General features: G+C 66.7%; 13 protein-coding genes and 1 tRNA gene. 10 read left to right on the top strand and 4 right to left on the bottom strand.

The genetic code is table 11. From position 1 onward, the window contains the following. The first annotated feature begins 12 nt into the window (after positions 1 to 12). Entirely contained in the window at positions 13 to 288 is a 276-nt protein-coding gene (locus GH740_RS09790) for a hypothetical protein (RefSeq protein ID WP_153745918.1), read from the top strand. Between the two features lie 6 nt (positions 289 to 294). Here the strand turns inward: GH740_RS09790 and GH740_RS09785 are convergent, their stop codons facing one another. Beyond that, positions 295 to 933 carry an MBL fold metallo-hydrolase gene (locus tag GH740_RS09785; protein ID WP_153745917.1) on the bottom strand — a complete coding sequence of 213 codons (639 nt, stop codon included), beginning with the start codon at positions 931 to 933 and terminating at the stop codon, positions 295 to 297. 106 nt (positions 934 to 1,039) lie between these two features. On the opposite strand from GH740_RS09785, the gene GH740_RS09780 reads away from it, so the two are divergent. After that, positions 1,040 to 1,115: transfer RNA gene (locus GH740_RS09780), tRNA-Glu, on the top strand. A 62-nt stretch (positions 1,116 to 1,177) separates the two neighbouring features. Here GH740_RS09780 and GH740_RS09775 read toward each other — a convergent pair. Together GH740_RS09775 and GH740_RS09770 are read right to left on the bottom strand one after the other, a co-directional pair. Then, entirely contained in the window at positions 1,178 to 2,305 is a 1,128-nt protein-coding gene (locus GH740_RS09775) for a site-specific integrase (RefSeq protein WP_172978346.1), read from the bottom strand. A 13-nt stretch (positions 2,306 to 2,318) separates the two neighbouring features. Next, positions 2,319 to 2,558, bottom strand: a complete 240-nt coding sequence (locus GH740_RS09770; RefSeq protein ID WP_172978345.1) for an AlpA family transcriptional regulator — start codon at positions 2,556 to 2,558, stop codon at positions 2,319 to 2,321. A gap of 93 nt (positions 2,559 to 2,651) precedes the next feature. Here GH740_RS09770 and GH740_RS09765 point away from each other — a divergent pair, with 93 nt between their 5' ends. Beyond that, entirely contained in the window at positions 2,652 to 3,353 is a 702-nt protein-coding gene (locus GH740_RS09765; RefSeq protein ID WP_153745914.1) for a hypothetical protein, read from the top strand. Between the two features lie 101 nt (positions 3,354 to 3,454). Next, positions 3,455 to 4,762 (top strand): Fic family protein, encoded by a 1,308-nt coding sequence (locus GH740_RS09760; protein ID WP_153745913.1) that lies wholly within the window; start codon positions 3,455 to 3,457, stop codon positions 4,760 to 4,762. 14 nt (positions 4,763 to 4,776) lie between these two features. Here GH740_RS09760 and mobF read toward each other — a convergent pair whose 3' ends face one another. Beyond that, complete coding sequence (mobF, locus tag GH740_RS09755; protein WP_153745912.1) at positions 4,777 to 8,193, bottom strand: MobF family relaxase; 3,417 nt, start codon at positions 8,191 to 8,193, stop codon at positions 4,777 to 4,779. A 539-nt stretch (positions 8,194 to 8,732) separates the two neighbouring features. Between mobF and GH740_RS09750 the strand changes: the two genes are divergently transcribed. The 6 genes from GH740_RS09750 (at position 8,733) to drmB (ending at position 19,442) form a co-directional block, all read left to right on the top strand. Further along, positions 8,733 to 9,773 (top strand): DNA cytosine methyltransferase, encoded by a 1,041-nt coding sequence (locus GH740_RS09750; protein ID WP_153745911.1) that lies wholly within the window; start codon positions 8,733 to 8,735, stop codon positions 9,771 to 9,773. A 556-nt stretch (positions 9,774 to 10,329) separates the two neighbouring features. Beyond that, positions 10,330 to 10,794: a hypothetical protein gene (locus GH740_RS09745; protein ID WP_153745910.1), complete on the top strand. Its 465-nt coding sequence runs from the start codon at positions 10,330 to 10,332 to the stop codon at positions 10,792 to 10,794. Continuing rightward, positions 10,791 to 12,323 carry a hypothetical protein gene (locus GH740_RS09740; protein ID WP_153745909.1) on the top strand — a complete coding sequence of 511 codons (1,533 nt, stop codon included), beginning with the start codon at positions 10,791 to 10,793 and terminating at the stop codon, positions 12,321 to 12,323. The genes GH740_RS09745 and GH740_RS09740 overlap by 4 nt, the downstream gene beginning before the upstream one ends. Continuing rightward, positions 12,311 to 14,020: a nuclease-related domain-containing DEAD/DEAH box helicase gene (locus GH740_RS09735; RefSeq protein WP_253941351.1), complete on the top strand. Its 1,710-nt coding sequence runs from the start codon at positions 12,311 to 12,313 to the stop codon at positions 14,018 to 14,020. Before GH740_RS09740 ends, GH740_RS09735 begins: the two co-directional genes overlap by 13 nt. After that, positions 14,017 to 17,520 (top strand): helicase-related protein, encoded by a 3,504-nt coding sequence (locus tag GH740_RS09730; RefSeq protein WP_153745908.1) that lies wholly within the window; start codon positions 14,017 to 14,019, stop codon positions 17,518 to 17,520. The genes GH740_RS09735 and GH740_RS09730 overlap by 4 nt, the downstream gene beginning before the upstream one ends. Then, positions 17,517 to 19,442, top strand: a complete 1,926-nt coding sequence (gene drmB, locus GH740_RS09725) for a DUF1998 domain-containing protein (RefSeq protein WP_153745907.1) — start codon at positions 17,517 to 17,519, stop codon at positions 19,440 to 19,442. The genes GH740_RS09730 and drmB overlap by 4 nt, the downstream gene beginning before the upstream one ends. The last annotated feature ends 133 nt before the right edge of the window (positions 19,443 to 19,575 follow it).

The following is a 19,575-nucleotide window of genomic DNA, read 5'->3' as shown; positions in this document are numbered from 1 at the left end:
TAACCTGGAAGAATGCTGAGTGGCCGTATCCGTCCCGTCGATACCAAGGAGATCACCCTCGAGGCGGAGAGCGTGGCCGCCGCCCGCGCCCGCGCGCAGGCGCAGGTTCCCGCCGGATGGGCGATGACGGATGTCGCCGTCACGATGGCCAAGGCCTCCGTCATGATCTCGCTGAGCGCGCGGTTCGCCCGGCGAGATGGCGCGACGGACATCGAAGCGGAGGACATGGCCTCGCTGCGCGCGCTCGTGCCCGACGGGTGGCAGCTGCTCAGCGTCCGCGAATCCTGATCCGGCTCAGAGGTCGGTGGCGTCGCCTGGCTCGAGCACCAGGAACTCGCCGCCGTGCTGCTCGACGGCCCACTTGAGCCGCTCGCGGCCCATTTCGCGCCCGATCGTCGACAGCGTCATGTCGTGCGTCGCGAAAGCCTGCCGCGGCTGCACCGCGAGGACGAAGTCCATCGCCTCGCTGATCTTCAACCAGGGAGCCCCCACCGGTGCCGCCAGCAGTCCGATGTCGCGCCCCCGGGGCACGGCGTACGAGTCGCCCGGGTAGTAGAACGCCTCGTTCACGAGGACGCCGACATTGTCGACGAGAGGGATCGACTCGTGGATCACGGCGTGCACGCCGCCGAAGAACTCCAGCGCGAACGGGCCCACCCGGACGCTGTCGCCGGCGGAGACGATCGTGATTTCGTAGCCGGGAGCGGATGCGGCGACCCCCGCCGGCGCGTAGATCGGCACCGGACCCGCGGTGCGCAGGATGCGGTCGAGATGCTCCGCCGTCCAGTGGTCCGCGTGCTGGTGGGTGAGCACTATCGCCACGACGTGATGCATGTCGGTGAGCGGATTCGTGAACAATCCGGGGTCGACGACAAGTGCCTTGCCTTCGGTCTCGAGGACCAGCGCCGCGTGCTCGTACTTGGTCACTCGCATGCGTGCAGTCAACCCCGAACGCGGCCTCCACGGCAAGTCCACGGGGGCTCGCCGGCGTGATTTTGCGCGCGCTTTTCCGCATGGCATACTTGAACGGTTGTCTGACGGCCCCATCGTATAGCGGCCTAGTACGCCGCCCTCTCACGGCGGTAACGCGGGTTCGAATCCCGCTGGGGTCACCAGTAAGAAAACCCCCGGTCATCCGGGGGTTTTCTTATTCCTGCCGTTGGGCTCTGTGGAGGCTCTACGCGGCCTTTGGCAACAGATTGGCAACATCTGATTGCATCGCGGCCCGGTTGAGCGCCGTGGCAACATTGTCCAGGTCGTCATCGAACAGGTCCGCGTACACGTCGAGCGTCACCGCGGCCGAGGCGTGCCCGAGCATCCGCTGCACGGCCTTGACGTTCGCCCCCGCGCTCACGGCCAGCGACGCGGCAGTGTGCCGCAGCTCGTGCGGCGTGAGGCCTTTGATCGCGACCGCCGCCGCTGCGTCATCGAACCAGCCGACCCGGTAGACGTGGTTCCGAAGCCAGGTGTCGGTTCGGATGCCGTAGAACACCGGGGCGTCGGCGGGGCGCCCGGCGATCTGCGCGCGCAGCAGCCCGACGAGGAACGCCGGGATGGGGATGCTCCGGTGCTCGTAGTCCTTCGGCGGCTCGATGCGCTGGTAGCCCTTGTCGGCCACGACGGTCTGCTCGACCGTCAGCCGCGGGTGCTTCGCGTCGAGGTCGAGGTCGCCGATCCGCAGCCCCGACAGCTCGCCCCACCGCAGCCCGCAGTAGGCGAGCACGAGCACGACGAGGCCGTAGCCGTACTCGCGGCCGTCCTTCGCCTGGTCGATCGCCTGGGCGAGCGCGGCGACCTGATCGTGGGACAGGTAGCGCTTGCGCGCCTTCGTCGGCTTCGGGAGCTTGAGTCGTGCAGCGGGGTTGGACGGCAGCCGCCCGTCCTCGACCGCGAACCGCAGGGCTCCCGAGAGCACGTTCACGATCTTCCGCACCGTCGCCGGAGCGCCGGGCAGCGCAGAGGCCCACTCCTGCACGCGCAGGCGGGCGAGGTTGCCGATCGGGATGGTGCCGAGTTCGGGGACGATGTGCTTCTCGATGATGTTCTCGACCCGGCTGCGGGTCGTCGCCCGCAGATCGCCGCGCGCCGCCAGCCAGGTCTGGAGCCAGTCGGCCACGGTCACTCTCGCCAGGGACGGGTCGAGGTAGCGGCCCTGGGCGATGTCGACCTCAGTGGTCGCCAGGAACAGCTCCGCGGCTCTCTTGGTGGTGAAGCCGCGCTTCTGCGTCTGCTTCTTGTCGGGTCGCCGGTACAGCGCCCGGTAGCGACGGCCCTTGGCCGTCTCGTATGACTCGATGCTTCCCATGTCCGCCCCGGTCCTACTGCCGCAGCCCGGCAAGGCGCTCGACATCGACGCGCCGATAGACGCGCTTGTGGCGGGTGAGCCGAATCGGCTCCACCGGGGCCTGGCCCGCCAGGGCGAGGGTGCGGAGCGTCGTGCGGTGGATGCCGAGCAGCGCCGCCGTCTCCTCCTCGGAGTAGAACAGCGGGGCGGACTCCCGCGCGTCGAGGGGTGCGACGCTCTCGCCCATCATGACCTCCCGAGAATCTACGATCACAGCCACGATCGCAGCTATAGTCTTAGATTAGATCACACCACGCCAATGACAGCAAGAGTTTTAGATACTCGTGTCGCTCGGTACACTCGGGATGTGACCGCAGCCCCGCACCGACCTGGCGATCAGTCCTATGACGGCCTGATCGTGCAGGCTGACCTGCCGGACGGCTGGCATCTGCCGACCCGGTTCCCCGGCGAGCGCGATGACGACGCCAGCGAGCAGATCGACGCGATCCTCGGCTACAACGATCAGGTGATGACCGAGGTCGACCGGCAGGCGCATGCGACTTCCGAGCAGAACGAGACGATCGACGGCCGCTGGCGCTACATCGAGCACACGGCCACCGCGACCCGCGTGTTCATCCGCCTCCAACGCCAGCAGTTCGCCGTCCCCGAAGAGGTGCGCATCACCGGGGTCGTCTACCTCCCGTGGCGGCCGGGCGATCCCGTCTCCAGCCAAGACCTCCGCACCCTGCCCACCGCGCGCATCGAGGCGGCGATCAACGAGCGCCTATTCGCCATGAAGCGCACGGTGACGATCACCGGCGGGAAGATCGTGCTGCCCTCCGGCCGGAAGGTCAGCGAGCGGGATCTGCTCAAGCCGCTCGGGAACCCGAAGCGGACCCCCGACTTCTACGAACTCGTCGCCCTCCAGTACGGCAAGCTCTCCGCGCAGGGCGACGCGGCCCCGGCGGTCACAATGGCGAAGATCAACGGCGTCGCCCACGCCACGGCGCAGGGCTGGCTCGTGCGCACCCGTTCGCGCGGTCTGCTCCCGGCCGGCCGCCGAGGGTAGTGGTCGGGGGAGCGGCGCGAGGCTAGCCGTGATTTCCGCGCTCCCATTTCTCGGCTAGTTCATCTAAAGTAGAAGTTCACGATGCGGGATCGGAGGCGCTGATGGGTGAGTACGTCGAGCGCCTGTGGCAGCCGGAGGACGCAGCCGGCCTGAGCCGGAAGGACCGGACGGCGGGCCGCTACCTGGCGTATGTGCCGGGCGAGCTGGGCGACCGGCTCCCGGTGCTCAGCGCTGTGGCACAGGGGGCTGCGGAGGACGCGCTGGCGGTGCTGGCGCGGGCGGACGAGAGAATCGGTGAGCGGGGCCGCTACCTGAACCATCTGCTGATCCGCTCGGAGTCCATCTCTTCGTCGTGGATCGAGGGCAACCGGGTCTCCCCGAAGCGGTTGGCGATCGCGGAGCTGTTGCGCGAGGGGCCGCGGCAGGCGCTCGATGTGGTGGCGAACGTGCGCGCGACGGAGGCCGCGATCGCGGAGCTGGCCGACCGGGATCGGGCGATCACGACCGAGGACATTGTGGACCTCCAGCACGTCATCGAGCCGCGCCTTGCGCGGGGGCTGCGCCAGGAGCAGAACTGGGTCGGCGGTCCCGGTTGGTCGCCTCTGCGCGCCGCGTTCGTGCCCCCGCCGGAGGGCGAGGTGGAGCGGCTGGTCGCCGACCTCGCTCGCTTCGCCACCGACACCGCCGGCAACCCGGTGGTGCGGGCAGCGATCGTCCACGCGCAGTTTGAGACGATCCACCCGTTCATCGACGGCAACGGCCGCACCGGGCGCGCGCTGATCCACACGGTGCTGCGCCGGGCGGACGCGCTGCGGAACGCGCTCATCCCGATCAGCACCGTGTTCGCCGGCGACACCGACTCCTACATTGCCGGGCTCACCGACTACCGGGCCGACCCGCCGAGGCTGGACGAGTGGGTGACCGGTTTTGCGCAGGCCGCCGAGCGCGCGGCTGGCAACGCCGTCCGCCTCGCGGAGGACATCGCGGCGTTGGACGCACGGGTGCGCGACGAGCTGGTGGCGCAACGTCGCGCCCGTGGCGCGAGCCCCGCCGTGCCGCGCCGGGATGCGGTGGTGCTGCGCATCCTCGACACCCTGGCCTCCGATCCGGTGCTGACCGCCGAGTCCGTCAGCACTCGCCTGGGTGTGTCGCCAGCCGCCGCGCACCGTGCCCTGACCGAACTGGCGGAGGCTGGCATCCTGAACCGGGCGAAGGAGCGCGGCCGGCTGGTGTGCTGGACCGCCGACCGACACCTGGGCCTGGTCGCCCTGACCGAGCGCAGCAACCGCGTCGGCGCCGAGGATACCCGGAACCGCAGGCCCGCTCGCGGGCCGGCGCTGCCCGACCTCACCCGCTACGGGCTTGGCGGTGCCTCCCACACGTCGCGCCGCGACGCGCCGGGGCTGTAGCGCGGAGCCGCCGGTCAGAGGCCGATGCTGTCCCGCTCGATGCCGGGCAACTGTCGGCTCGGGTCGCGGGTGAAGTCGTGCAGCCCCTCAGCCCGTCGCGTCAGGGCCTCAGCTGCGATGCGCTCGGCCTCAGCGCGTGCCTCGATCTGTGCGGCGGCCTCGGCGACCGGCAGGGCCTCCAGCTCCGCGAGCTGCCGCCGTAGCGCCTCGGCCTGCCGCTGGGCATCGTCTGCCCGGCGGCGCGGGATGTTGGTGCGGTACGGGATGCCGAACAGCCGCGTGTGCAGCAAGCCCCGTTGCGGCTCCTGCCGGTCCCCGGCGCGGCGCTGCTCCTGCCGTACCTGCGCGTGCGTCTGCATCGCGTCGGCCAGCCGCGGGTCGGCCTCGGCCTGTTGCTCGGCCGCCATCTGCGCCCACGCCGGCACCTGCTCCGGCGTGCGCGGGATCGAGCCCCACCGCTGCCGGGCCAGGTTCTCGGCATCGTGGCGCTGACGCTCGGCCTCGGCCAGCGCGCGGTCGGCGCTCCGACGCCTGAGCGCCCCGGACCAGCTCCTCGCGGCGATCGCCGCCTCGTGGCGCTTCCTGACAGCGAGGACCGCAGCGGCGTCCGTACCGGCTTGCTCGATCAGCGGCGGGATCACCTCGGCGCGCGCCTCCTCGACCTGCTGGGCGGCGGCCTCGACCTCGGCCCGCCGCGTCTCGGCCTCGACGCGGTGCGCGGCCGACTGCCGCGCTATCGCCTCGGCCGCCTCCGCCCACCATGCCGCTTGGCGCTCGGCCTGCTCGATGCCCTGCCGCAGTCGGGCGCGCTCGGCGTTCACGACGCGCACCGGCCCGTCCGCGACGATGCCCGCGACGGCGGCCTGCGCCCGCCCGGTGGCCTCGCGCAGTCCGCGGTCGGCGCGGTCCCGCTCGAGCGCGGCTGTGAATTGCTCCCGCGCGTCCCCGAGGTCCGCGGCGACCACATGCAGCCGGTTCTTCTCCTGCCCGCGGGTGAGGCCGACGTAGACGCCGGCCGCGTCGAGCGCGTCCGACAGGACGGTATGCGACGCGGGGGCGGTCATGCCCTGGACGCCGTAGGCGGTCGCAGCGTAGGCCAGGTGCGCGTGCTCTGCGACGTACTCGGCGGGCAGATGCACGGTGCGCTGCTGCTTCCGCTCGCTGGCGGCGTCCCGCACCCACAGGCTGCCGTCGTCCCCGACCTGCTGGACGATCCAGATCTGCCGGTTCGCCACGCCCACCTCCGAGTCGTTGCGGCGGGTCTGGATCAGGTCGCCGGCACCGATGCTCAGTCCGTCCGCGCCGTCGATGCTGCGGGCGTCGTCGACCACGCCCGCGCGCACCCGGTCCTCTCGGATCAGGGCGTTCAGCTCCCGGGCCTCGTCGTTGGTCGCGGCGGTGATCGCGGCTCCATCGATCCGCTCGGCGGCGACCGCGGCGCGCAGCGCCTCGGCGTCCTCGTGGAGCAGCACGAGTCCGAGCGCGTGGAGCCGGTCGAACAGCTCGGCCGGGTTCCGGCCGGTTCGCAGGTCGAGGGTGAGCTGCGCGTAGTCGGGGTCCGCGAAGCGGTGCAGGCTCGTCAGCGAGTAGACGCGCGGCACGAGGTCCGCCGCGATGTCGAGCACGCCGCCACGCCCCACGGCGGGGAGCTGCGCCCGGTCACCGACGAGCGCAAGCGTCGCGCCGGCCTCATCCGCGACGGTCAGCAGGGCGAGGGCGGTGTCCTGGTCGAGCATCCCCGCCTCGTCCACCACGACCCGCTCATCAGCAGCGAGGCGGTTCTCCTTCGCGGGGCCTCGGTAGGTCGCGCCCGTCAGCGGGTCCGTGTCGGCCGCGGCCAGCCGGGTCCAGACCCCATCGGCGTTCCACCGGAACCCGTGGTCGTAGACGAGCGCCGCTACCGAGTCGGTCGGCACGCCAAGCTCGACGGCAGCGACGTCGGCGGCTTTCTTCGTCGGCGTTACCACCCGCACCGAACGGCTCTCCTGTCCGGCGGCGCGGATCGCGGCACCGAGCATGGTGGTCTTGCCTGCACCCGCCGCACCCTCCACAACGACGAGCGGCCGGGTGGAGGCGACCGCGGCGGCGGCGCGCGCCTGGTCCGCATCCAGCCCCGCCTCCTGCACACGCGGGATTGCGCCGTGCGCCGGCCGGGTGGCGCGCGCGGCAAGCCGGTCGCGCAGCTCCGTCTCGACGGCCACGACGTGCAACGTCGTCAGGTGCGCCACATGCTCCGGGCGCGGCGCATCCGGCGGCAGGATCGAGAGGCAGTCATCGGCCGCCAGCTGAGTCGTGATGGTGATGAAATCGCGCAACTCCCCGCGCGTGGCGCGCACACCGGCCTCGGTGACGATGCGCGCCACCTGCTCCTGCACGTCATGCACGCTCCACGCGGACGCAGCAGCCGCGCAGCGGTCGAGCGCACGGGAAGCGACCTGTTGCACAGCCAGTTCGTCCAGCGTGCGCACGGGTTGCACAGTGGCGCGCGGCAGGTCCGGCGTGTAGCCAGCGTCCTGCAACTCGCGCAGCCACCCGGCCTCGCTCCCGAGCACGGAGGGCTTCTTGCTCGGCCGCTCGTGATCCCACGCCTTCGCGTGCAACCGGGCGCGCACCACCGGCCCCGGCGTCTCGCCGGGATGCGCCGCCTCCCACTCCGCCTCAAAGCGAGCGAGGTTACGCGCGACCTGCGCGCCGCGCTTCGACATCACCGCGTTCCACGGCACCAGCTCCGCGACCTCACCGGTCACCGGATCGAGGGTCAGGCCGTGCGCATCGAGCACTGCGGCGAGCTGCGGGTGCGCGGCGATGACCGCCGTGCCGAGAGCGCGGATCGCGCCCTGTTGCCGGAACAGCGCCGCGGTGTAGAGGCCGCGCCAGGCGCCTCCCGCCCACACGCGCGTCCCGATCTGGAAGTGGATGTGCCGGTGCGGGTCACCGGCGCGGGAGGTCTTGTGTGAGACGGCGACGGTTTCGAGCTGTTCGATCGGCATGACGTCCTGCTTCCCACGCGGGCCAATGCGGGTGAGCGAGTGCTGGCCGAGCCAGGACCGGATCTCCGCCACCGCGTCCCGCTGGGCGGCATCCAGGGCCTCAGACACCTCCGGGTGAAGGCCGGCCGCGACCGACAGGGACTTGGGGACGTTCACGACCATCTCCATAAACCGGGGCGATCCGCGCCGACCCTCGCCGGGCAGCCGGGGTCGGCCCATCGACTCCCCGGTGATCGGGTTGATCCAGTCGACCCACTGGCGATACTCGTCCGAGGTCAGCCCGAGTTCGCCGATCACGCGGCCCTCGGCGTCGACCGCGGTGAACTCCGCCAGTGCGGTCCCCGCCTCCAGGTAATACTCGTCCGCCCGCGCCCGGTCGGACTCCAGATACCGCAGGGCATCCGAGCCGGTGCCCCGGAACGGGATCACGCCGCCCTTCATGGCTCGCCTCCCTTCTCAAATGACAGCTATCGTATCAGGTAGAATACGTCCATTCTCTTGGGAGGGGTAGGAGGATGCGGAGTGTTAGGGAAGGGCTTAGGGAGGAGGAGGTCTTGGAGGGGGAGGTTGGGGGGAGGAGTTCTTGAGGTGGAGAGGGCGGTAGTTCTTCTTGAGAGTGTTGTCGGAGGAGGTCTTCGGAGTCGTTCCACGGATCGTTGGCCGCGTGCTCGATCCGGTCGTCAAACCCGCGTAGCGAGCCGAGGTGTCGGACGCCACAGCCCATTCCAGCCGCCCGCTCCCTGCCTCTCACCGGAGCGGTGCGAACGGCGCAACGCGGTTCCGCCGGTCCACGTCCCGCGATCCCGCTTGCGTCGTTCGGGCCGTTCCGGCGCGCTTTCGCGGCGGGCGGGATCGACTTAGCCGGCATAAGCGGAGGTTCGTCCACGACACACCGGAAGGGGTCGGATTTAAGTCATCGCTGTCGGTACGCTGGTCTGGAAGGCTCCAGTCGAGTGCCTCTGTAGCCGAAGGAGCCCCCGATGACCTTGCCCCGTATCGTGAGCCTCTTTTCCGGCGCCGGCGGGCTTGATCTTGGCTTCCACCAGGAGGGCTACGAGATCGCTTTTGCAGTTGACTGGATGGCGGCCGCGGTGCAGACGCATAAGCGCAACTTTCCGACGACCACGTCGGTTGCGGCGGACATCACGGTGCGGTACGAGGCGTCTGGGAGACTCGCCGTCTTGGACGAGATCGCGAAGGTGCTGAATGATGGCGAGGCCATCGGAATCATCGGAGGGCCGCCATGTCAGGGGTTCTCGCGCGCGAACCCGAACTCTCGTGCTGACGATCCTCGCAATCAGATGCCGACCTTCTACATTGAGATCGTCGAGGCATTGCAAGCTCGATACGACGTGCAGTTCGTGCTCTTCGAAAACGTCATGGGTATCCGCGACGCGAAGCACTCGGTGACTTTCCGTAACATCTTGACTCGGTTCAAGGAGTTGGAGCTCACGGCTGGCGTTGATGAGCACTCGGCTCTGGACTACGGCGTGCCCCAGACCCGGAACCGCGTGATCATCTCCGGGTTCAAGAGCGAGGCAGCCGCCAGGGCTTTCAAGCCGAAGACCATCTCTCGCGAGGAAGTCGATCTGACTGTGCGTGGCGCAATTGGTCACCTGCCCCAGCCAGCATTCTTCTCACGAGCTCTCTCGGCGGACGACATCCCGGCGCATCCGAACCATTGGACAATGAATCCCCGGTCCAAGCGGTTCAGCGGCGATTCGGATGACCCCGCGCCCACTAGGAGCTTCCGGCGTCTGTCGTGGGACAAGCCGAGCCCCACGGTGGCCTACGGGCATCGTGAGATTCATGTTCATCCGGACGGAGCGCGTCGGCTCAGCATCTATGAGGCGATGCTCCTGCAAGGCTTCCCGACTTCCTTCGTCCTCGATGGCACTCTCTCGCAGCAGGTGGAGCAGGTTTCGAACGCTGTGCCGCCGCCCGTCGCTCGCTCGCTCGCGGCGGCCACGTCGGCTGCGCTGACTACCACGGCGAGCGATACTCAGACTGTCGCGGCGTAACCTGCATGGGCTTCGCCACCCGCTCAATGTCGGACGCCATCTATACAGTGGAGTGGAATGGTATCGAGCGGGGGAAAAGATGAGCGAGGGGAGGGGGCGGCCGGGGCCGAACGTGCTCCTGAGCCTTGCTGAAGATCCTGAATCCACTCCGGTCCGCTCGTCGTGGATCGGCCCGATCCTCGCTCTTGGAACGAGGCTTGCGCGGAAGGCAGATGACTTCAGCGGTCGACAGTTGATCGTTGCGATCTCTGTGCCAAGTCGCGAGTATGCGGCGGCACTCGTGGGCACCGGATGGACTCTTGGTAGGCCGCCAGTCCAGACGACCATCGACTCTCTGACCGTGCTTCGAGGAGCGGTGCTGCGAGCGCACTATCGCGCTGTGAATGCAACGCACGTCATCTCGGGCCCCTTCCAAGGCCTTGACGAAACCCGATCGCAGGTACGGGCAACGCTGGCCGGCCACTGGGCTATAGACCGCCTGGAGGGTGTCGCTCCTGTGGCCGAGGGTGACCCAGCGGAGAAGATGCCCCGACCGGTGATTGGCAGCATCGGCCGCATGACTGGAATCGACCGCGATTGGGTTCGCCGCCTGGTTGCGCCGGCAGCTGATCTCGCGATCGTCGGTACCAAGAGCTGGCTTAGTGAAGACCTCCAGGCGGTCCTTGCTCGGGGTGACGACGCTGACGGTGACCTCCTATCGACCCTGCTTCTCCCTCGCACGGAGAAGTCGGCAACCTGGTTCTCGCGCATCTACTCGTCTTCGGGCTTTGCTGACCAGCTTCCGCTTCCCGATGACGTATCCCTCACGATTCTGGACGGCCAGGGTGCAATCAGATATCTCAATGACGTTCTAAGCCCGATCGTCGTGTGCGTCTTCGATCGATCCGTTGCTGACGAGAGTGCAGCGGAACAGGTCGTGCAGCTCAGAAACTCGCGCGGCGAGCCGATTGCGTTGTCAACACAGCTCGGTTGGTCTCCTTCTGCCGGTGTCGAGGCACTCGGATTCACGGTGGCGCTATGACGTCGCGGATCATCGGACTCGATCAGCGATACGCGGCCTCGGCTTCGCTCGTGCGGCATGGCGTTGAGATCATTGCTATTCGGGACGAACTCGGTGCAAGGTTCGATTCGGCCACCCGAGGCCTGTTCCGACTGATCCAGCGGGATGGGCCTGGCGTCTGGGATCACCTCGCCGGTGCCGCGAAAGCACTGCGCTGGCGCCTCATCACCGACCCGATGCCGATAGAGCGCAATGCTCAGCTCGCGGCCGCCGCGGGCGAGGTGGGTCGTCAGGCTGGGCGGCTGATCGGCGCCGTCGACGAAGATGCGCTGCTGCGAGAGATCGCTGACGCCGCGGCTGCACTCTGCACCCGCGACCCACTCGTGGGCGCCGTATTGCTTGAGTCGCTGACTGAGGTCGGAGCGGAGTCAGCAATTGTCGTGGCTGCGAGCAGTCGATCGCGAGAAGCCCTGGGCGAATGGCTCGGCTCACTTGGGGTACGAGTTCTCACGCTCGGCGATCTTGAGCGCGCCGATGTTTCCGAGGACATCGCCTACTTCGTGGGTCCACCGCGATTCTTCAAGCCGACGGCGGTCACTGCGCCCCGCACACTGGAGGTGACGTTTATCCTCCCAGCGTGGTTCGGCGATCGGACCGTCCCAAGGTCAGCGATCGCACAGTACGCCGAAGGCGGTATCCAGGTCGCCGCGCGCATCGTCGAGGTTGGCGATGCATTGCCCGCGTCGCCAGAGCCTGCGATGTCGGAGACCGAGCCGATCCGGGAGGAGGACCTCCTTCCGCAACCGGTCTGGGGGAGCCGGGTGAGTGAGGACCGTGCGCCGAACGCGGACGAGGTGGAGGCGCGCAAGGTCCTTCTTTCGGGGAATCGCGCAATCTGGCTTGATGACGATGGTGAGCGCATCCGCGCGCTCGATCCGACGCAACCGCCCGGCGAGCGCGTTGGCTATTCCGAGGTGTCCGCGGTTGCTCCGGGCACGTACCTGCTTCTGCGTGAAGGTGAGGCTGAGCGCGAGTCCCTCCATGCGCGAGCATTTGCGCGAATCGGCCCTCGCGCGTCAGCAATCCAGGCGTCGCGGGCGTCCTGGAAGTCTGCATTGATTGAGCGACTCAGGGCGAGCGGTATCCGTGACTCCGAACGCGCCTTGCGTGCACTCGGGGTTCGCGCGGCTGGCCAGGTCCGTGCTTGGGCATCGCCTCATGTGATCCGTCCGCAGAGTGATAGTGACTTCGAGCGGCTCCTCGAGTGGCTGGGGCTACCGGTGCAGCCGCACTTCGGGCACGCCTCGTTGCTGAGACATGAGGTGCACCGAGCCACTCGGGAGCTGCGTGACCGGCTGGAAGCGGCGGCGGATGTCGCGGACCTTCACGAGCTCGAGCGCGCTGGTCACATGACGCTCGACATTGCCGAGCCGGGTTTTCGGGGCATGTTCGTTACCCGTGTCCTTGCGATCGCGCCATTTACGGAACTGGTCGCCCGTCACGACGCTCGCGTGCCCTTTGCTGACGAGGGTGCTCAATGGCTCGAATGATTCCGGCCTATTGCGCCGTGTCCGCGCCTCCGGGGGAGAAGGCCGTCTTCGCGGCGCTGCGGGATGCATCTGGGACTGAGCACTGGACGGTGCTGCATTCACTTGGGATCGCGCAGCATGAGCGACAAGTCGAAGGTGAGGCGGACTTCGTCATCGTCGCGCCCGATGCCGGGCTGCTGGTGATCGAGGTGAAGTCGCACCTGTCGGTCGCGCGTAGCTCCGATGGCGCCTGGCGCCTCGGTCAGGACCCTCCGACAGTGCGAGGACCCTTTCAGCAGGCGCAGGAGGAGATGCACAGTATCCGGGGCTATCTCCTGAGTAAACGGGTCGAGCTGCGGAATGTCCCGATCCTGCACGCCGTGTGGTTCACGGGAGTGCGTGCGCGAGCGACATTGCCCGACTCACCGGAGTGGCACTCGTGGCAGGTGCTCGATTCGAGCGACCTTCCGAGCGCAGCTCAAGCGGTTGAGCGAGTCATGAGAGAGGGAGCGCAGCACCTCGCCTCCACGATCAAGTACTTCGGCTTTGGCGGATTCGGCCCGGACCAGGCCACCGCTGAACGGATCATCGCCACGCTTCGCCCGCGGTTCGAGGTCGTTATGACTGCCGGGGACCGCCGACAAGCGCGAGAGGGTCAGCTCGCACAGTTCGTCGAGGAGCAGTACCGCGCACTGGACTCAGCCGCCGACAACAGAGGCGTCTTGTTTACAGGCCCTGCCGGAACGGGCAAGACCTTCCTCGCCGCCGAGTCGGCTCAGCGGGAGGTCGCTCAGGGACGAACGGGGCGGCTTCTATGCTTCAACCGCCTGCTAGGGCACAGCCTCCGCGAGAAACTCTCGGATGTCGTGGGGCTCCGCGTGGGCACATTGCACCAGGAGATGCTGCGACTCGCCGGCATGAGCGGCCCGCCGGCAGACGCCGATAGCGACTTCTGGGAGCGAGTGCTGCCCGAACTGGCGCTTGAGGGCCTTGCTGAGCAGAGTGCGGAGGAGGTCGGAGACTTCCTCATCGTCGATGAGATTCAGGACATCGCGACCGACACGTACCTCGACTTCCTCGATCTGCTCGTCAAGGGCGGGCTGCGCGACGGTCGTGTGCTCATGTTCGGTGACTTTGAACGTCAGGCGATCTATGGCAGCGAGAGCGCACGCGAGGTGCTTCGTGCCCGAGCGCCGCATCTGGCGTCGTTCCGACTGTCAGAGAACTGCCGGAACCTCCCCCGCATCGGGTACCAGGTGAATCTCCTCGGTCACCTGGCGCCGGGGTTCACGGAGTTCCGCCGGACCGACGACGGTATCGATCCGACGATCATCAAGTACGTCCGTGGTGAGGACCAGGCTGCCGTACTGCGGAAGGTCGTAGGCGATCTGCGTGACGAAGGCTTCGATCTGACAGAGATCGTCGTGCTCAGCCCGCTTGGCGATAGTTCCGTCGCTGCGAGCACATCCGAGCCCTGGCTTCGTCAAGTGCTGAGTCCCGCAGACGGGTCAAAGCCGATCAAGGGGCGGCTCCGCTATGCCACCATCCACTCGTTCAAGGGACTGGACGCACCGGCTGTCATCGTCACTGACCTTGATGACTCGGGTGGGCCGCACTTCGATGCGCTCGTTTACGTCGGGCTGACACGCGCGACGGATCGCCTAACCGCCCTGGTAGAAACGAAGACGCTACGGCGACTAGTTGGAGGTGAGGCATGAGCGGAATCGAAGCCCGTGAGACTGTCGAGGCGGCCCTACGGCGCGAGCTCTTCGGGCCCCTCGACGGTGATCTCGTGCGGGGGCAGCCGCTGACGATCAACGCTGGAGTCGTGCACTTCGAGACGACGGAGGCCTCCCGGGGCCAGTTCCACGATGCGGACAGCGGCCAGGAGATTCTCACGAGCGGCACCCCGCTCAAGCGCTACGGCGTCGGGGTCTTGTTCGCGGGCGCCACCGTCGGCGGCTCATCGGTGGAGAGCGCCGAAGAGGACGTTTCCGACGCCCTCGACGGAGTCACTGGTCTCGCGCTCTCCGAAGACGACCTGATCGGGCCGCCTGTTGAGATTCAGGGCCACGTCCGTCACGATGTCGCTGACTCGGATGACTTCGATCTCACGGATGCCAACACGTTCAAGCCGTCGGCGATGGCCGTCTCGTTTGAGACTCGCATGGCTGACTCGGGAACCCTCATCGTTGAGGTAGTCGGCGCGAGATACGAGAAGCTGACGGTCCACATCCCAGGTGTCGCCAAACCAGTCGATTGGTGGGCCAGGCGCCCCTTCGAGGCGGTCGGCACGATCTCGGCTCGTACGGTTCTGCGGGAGACGAATCGGCTCAAAATCATTGACGTCGTGCCCCCGAGCGGCGAAGGCGTTGTCCCGCTTGCGGTGCGAGTGTTCAGTCGTCCGGTTCCCGGGGCTGACGACCCGGCTCTCAGGATCGTGACCGTCGCAGTCGTCAATGATGCCCCTGGCTCCGGCCCGTCTGCGGCGGTCTTTCAGGTTGGATTCAAGGTGTCGACTGTCGGCGACGCTGACATCGTTCCCTATCCGGAGGTTGAGCTGCCCGACCGCGACGAGGAGGAGCGATCACTTGACCTCCTCTACCGGAACCAGCGCACCTATGCGATCGGGCATGGCTGTGCAGCCGAGTGGGGGGCAGTCAACGCCGAGGGAGTTGTGCCGTTCGTGCAGGCCGCGGCTCTGCCCGCATATGAGGCCGTCAGCCTCTCACCGAACGTGTACCTGTCTGACGACAACGGGAATCCCGTTTTCGATGCCGATGGCAAGCGGCAGCCGGTGGCCGTCAGTATGGCTGCCCTGGCAAGTGGTAGCGAGGACGGCGCCGCCCAAGTGGAGCTTGTCCTCAGTCAGTATGAGAAGTGGATCGATCGGCGGGAGGCCGAGATCCCCGAGTTGCTTCCGCGCTATCAGGACGCTGCGAGTGAGCACATGCGGCGAGCACGAGCGGCGCTGACGCGGATGCGAACAGGCTGGAGCCTCGTGGCAGCGAACGATCGAGCTGCGCGAGCGTTTCGCTGGGCAAACGAGGCGATGTTGCTCCAGCAGGTCCGATCTGGATTCGAGCTGCGTGAGGCCAAGCAGAGCGACGATGGTCGTTGGAGAGTCGAGGGGGCGCACCCCGCACTGACAGTGCCGACTGGCCGGGGATACTGGCGTCCATTCCAGATCGCGTTCCTACTTGCAGTGCTGCCCGAACTCGTAGAGCCAGAACGCCAGACTCGCAGCGACGTCGATCTGATCTTCTTTCCCACTGGTGGTGGCAAGACAGAGGCGTACCTTGGCGCGGCAGCCGTCAGTTTGCTCTCCCGGCGGCTCCGCAACCCCGAGGACGCCGGAACGGACACGCTCATGCGATACACCCTGCGTCTCCTCACGGCGCAGCAGTTCCTCCGTGCCGCATCGCTGGTCTGCGTGCTCGAAGACATCCGGGAGCAGAACTCTGACACCGTCGGTGCTGCTCCCTTTGGAATCGGGATTTGGCTGGGCGGCAGCTCAACGCCGAACACGTGGAAGCAAGCACTTGACAACTTGCGGGCTCTGCGTAGACAGCCTCACGAACAGAACCTTTTCCTCCTGCTGCGGTGCCCCTGGTGCGGTGCACAGATGGGCCCGAAGCCTAAGAAGGGCGGCGGACAGGAACCGATCGGCTACGAGGAAGCGGCGGGCAAGGTCGTGCTCCGCTGCATTGACGGCGAGTGCAAGTATTCACGCCGTGCTGGTCTGCCTGTCCATGTTGTCGATGACGACATCTATGAAGCTCGGCCTTCGATTGTCATCGGCACTGTCGACAAGTTCGCGATGATGGCGTGGCGACCCAGGGCGAGGAATCTCTTCGGGCTTGACGCGAGTGGCGCGCGAGAAGTGTCTCCGCCCAGCTTGATCATTCAGGACGAGCTGCACCTGATCTCCGGCCCGCTCGGCTCAATGGTCGGAATCTACGAGCCCGTGATCGACGAACTGTGCACTGATCGCCGCGGCGTGAGTCCTGTGTTCCCCAAGATCATTGCCTCCACGGCGACGATCAGGCGATATGAGGAGCAGATCAAGGGGCTTTTCGGCAGGGAGACCGTCGCGCTCTTTCCGCCGCATGGTCTTGAGGAAGGGCGGTCGTTCTTCGCTGAACCCGCGACTTCGAACGACGGAGTCCCGGAACCAGGGCGGCGCTACATCGGTGTGATGAGCGCATCGCTCGGCTCAACCCAGACGGTCCAGGTCCGTGTTGCTGCGGCAACCCTCCAAGCCGCGGTGGACATCCCGGAAGAGGATCGAGACGGCTACTGGACCAATCTCAACTTCCTCAACTCGCTTCGGGAGCTCGGAAACACCGTCTCGCTCGTCCAGTCCGACATTCCGGACTACCTCACCGGACTCCGGCGACGCGACGGGATCGCGCCTCGCTGGCCACATCGGACGATGGAGCTCACATCGCGGCGTCGTTCAGACGAGATTCCAAAGGCGATCGAGCAACTTCAGGTGAAGTACGCCGTCGGCAAGGAGCGTCAGGAGGCATTCGACATCTGCCTGGCGTCGAACATCATCGAGGTAGGTGTGGACATTGATCGACTCGCTCTGATGACGATTATCGGCCAGCCCAAGACCACGGCGCAGTACATACAGGTGAGCGGTCGAGTCGGTCGGAAGCCGGAAGTCAGCCCTGGACTGGTCATCACCATTTATGGAGCCGCAAAGCCGCGCGACCGCAGCCATTACGAACGCTTCCGGACCTACCATCAGCAGCTCTACGCGCAGGTCGAGCCAACTTCCGTCACCCCGTTCGCCATGCCGGTTCTTCGCAGGGCACTTCATGCGGCCGCTGTCGCTTACGTGCGGCAGACCTCTCCGGAGTCACTCGGGCCCGACCCATTCCCCTCATCTGCATATGACGAGGCCATTCGCCTGCTGCGTGAGCGAGCAGAGATCGTAGAGCCTGATGAGGTCCCAGTCCTCGATCGCTTCGCGCGTGATCGTGCCCGTCAGTGGAGTGGCTGGGAGCGTACCGAGTGGGATGCGAACCCCGCTCCTTTCGGTGACCCGCTCCAGGGACTCATGCGGTTCGCGGGAACGCTCCCTGATCTCGACCGCCGCGCGACGATCTGGGATGTGCCGACAAGCATGCGCAACGTTGATGCCGAGTGTCGGCTTGAGGTCAGTCAGGCGTACCTGTTCCAGGACACTGCCCCGGAGGAGCCAGCATGAGTACTGGAGCAATGCGCCGGGCGCAGCTAGTGACGCCCTTCGGCGTGGGTGCCATGAGCGTGCTCGTCAACGGGACCTCGGTGATCACCGCGGGCCTTGACCACTGGTACGAGGTCGTAGATCAAAGCGCCCTCGCGATGGAGGAGTACCAGGAACACGACTGGCGGCTTGAGTCACGCCTCAAGGTCTCCGAGTTCCGGCTACCGCCGGACTACAGGCCGTCGGCCCAGGGCAGCGACCTTCGGAATGTTCGGCTCACTGTTCCAGTGCTGCGCTTCCCGCGGTGGTCGTTCTGCATCTACTGCAAGCGTCTGGAGCTCAGCAAGCTCACGATGAAGACGCTCGTGGAGTGCCAGGACAGAGAGCATGCCGACAAGAAGTACAAGCCGAAGATGTCGCAGGTCCCGTTCGTGGCGATCTGCTCCCGCGGACACCTGGATGACTTTCCATTTGACAAGTGGGTGCATCGGTCGGCCGCCCCATCATGCGCAGGCACCTTGCGCCTCGTATCTCGCGGAGGCGGTGGACTCGAAGGACAGGTTGTCACCTGCGACACCTGTAAGCAGGAGCGCTCACTTCGTGGGGTCACCGAGGCCCGATTCGACAAGAACGGTGAAGAGCACACCAATCTCAGCGATCAGCTCGTCTCGCCGGAACAGCCGTATCTCTGCGGCGGCGCCCGGCCCTGGTTGGCGCAGCTAGAAGGCGTCTGCGATCAGCCGATTCGAGGCGCCCTGCGCGCTGCTGGAAACGTCTACTTCCCAAAGGTGGAGTCCTCGATCTACCTTCCTCGGCGTGAGGGGGCTGTCAGCGAGGAGGTCCATCAGCTTCTCCGGCACCCCGCTGTCAGCACGACCTTCAACAACGTGTTTCAGCTGGGGCTCGATGAAGTATCGGGTGGGCAGTTGCGGAAGCTGCTGGAGAGAAACGTTCCACCGGAGCTCTTCGCTCCTATTTCTGATGAAGAGCTACTCGCGGCATATCAAGACCAGTTCGGTATCGGCGAGAGCAGTGGCGAGGAACTTGCAGAGACTCCAGTCGACGCGGAGAGCCTCACGAGTGACGACATCTGGCGCAACCCCGAGTACGTGAAAATCCGCGAGACACCGAAGGATGACTTCCTCGCCGCATCTGACCCGGGGCTTCACGCCGATCTGACAAGCCATCTTTCTCGCGTGAGGTCCGTCGACGTGCTTCGGGAGACCCGCGCTCTGCGCGGATTCACACGAGTGCGCGATGGGGAACTGAAGTTGACGGAGGGGAAGGCGATGCTCAGGCGGGCCAGGCTGACACCTGCACAGGACTGGCTGCCGGCGTACGTCGTGAAAGGCGAAGGGATCTATTTCGAGCTCGACGCGGCGCGGTTAGCGGCCTGGGAGGGACGCGCTGAGGTCCAGGCTCGCGCCCGGCGAATCACCGATCACTATGGGTCAGTAGCAAGCCAGCGCGGGCTGCAGGGGCGGACGATCAGCCCCCGATTCGTGCTCTTGCATACCTTGTCGCATCTCCTGATCAACGAGCTCATCTTCGCCTGCGGTTACAGTTCTGCATCGCTTCGAGAGCGCCTCTACGTCTCCGACTCGGCCGACCGGAACATGTCCGGGGCACTGATCTACACCGCGGCGGGTGACTCGGAGGGGACGATGGGTGGACTCGTTCGCATGGCCCGCCCGGACAACCTGCGCCAAGTCTTTGCGTCTGCCCTGGCTGACGCCCACTGGTGTTCGACGGACCCGGTATGCATGGACGCGGGCGAAAAGGGCCAGGGGCCGGACTCGTGCAATCTCGCCGCGTGTCACGCCTGCGGCTTACTCCCCGAGACGAGCTGCGAGGAGTTCAATCGGTTCCTCGACAGAGGGCTTGTAATCGGCACTCTCGATGACCCGAACCTCGGCTATTTCTCCGACGCATTCACCGGCTGATACCGCTTCCGAAGGGCGCAACCGTGGCAACAGAATGGCAACAAACGCTGACGACGAGACCCGCCGTCACGCACTCGACGCACGCGGAACCCCTGTAAACACAGAGCAGAACAGGGTCCGGCACGCAGTTGCG

Origin of the sequence: Microbacterium sp. SYP-A9085, from assembly GCF_009649635.1 — a bacterium.
In the GTDB taxonomy this organism is placed as follows: Bacteria; Actinomycetota; Actinomycetes; order Actinomycetales; family Microbacteriaceae; genus Microbacterium.
The sequence above is the reverse complement of the archived record's forward strand: the minus strand, read 5'-3'. Positions and strand labels throughout refer to the sequence as shown.

Excerpts from the sequence above, each read along its gene's own strand:
- GH740_RS09790 (WP_153745918.1), top strand. The coding sequence starts at position 13 with ATGCTGAGTGGCCGTATCCGTCCCGTCGATACCAAGGAGATCACCCTC.
- GH740_RS09785 (WP_153745917.1), bottom strand. The coding sequence starts at position 933 with ATGCGAGTGACCAAGTACGAGCACGCGGCGCTGGTCCTCGAGACCGAA.
- GH740_RS09775 (WP_172978346.1), bottom strand. The coding sequence starts at position 2,305 with ATGGGAAGCATCGAGTCATACGAGACGGCCAAGGGCCGTCGCTACCGG.
- GH740_RS09760 (WP_153745913.1), top strand. The coding sequence starts at position 3,455 with ATGGGTGAGTACGTCGAGCGCCTGTGGCAGCCGGAGGACGCAGCCGGC.
- mobF (WP_153745912.1), bottom strand. The coding sequence starts at position 8,193 with ATGAAGGGCGGCGTGATCCCGTTCCGGGGCACCGGCTCGGATGCCCTG.
- GH740_RS09750 (WP_153745911.1), top strand. The coding sequence starts at position 8,733 with ATGACCTTGCCCCGTATCGTGAGCCTCTTTTCCGGCGCCGGCGGGCTT.
- GH740_RS09745 (WP_153745910.1), top strand. The coding sequence starts at position 10,330 with ATGACTGGAATCGACCGCGATTGGGTTCGCCGCCTGGTTGCGCCGGCA.
- GH740_RS09740 (WP_153745909.1), top strand. The coding sequence starts at position 10,791 with ATGACGTCGCGGATCATCGGACTCGATCAGCGATACGCGGCCTCGGCT.
- GH740_RS09735 (WP_253941351.1), top strand. The coding sequence starts at position 12,311 with ATGGCTCGAATGATTCCGGCCTATTGCGCCGTGTCCGCGCCTCCGGGG.
- GH740_RS09730 (WP_153745908.1), top strand. The coding sequence starts at position 14,017 with ATGAGCGGAATCGAAGCCCGTGAGACTGTCGAGGCGGCCCTACGGCGC.
- drmB (WP_153745907.1), top strand. The coding sequence starts at position 17,517 with ATGAGTACTGGAGCAATGCGCCGGGCGCAGCTAGTGACGCCCTTCGGC.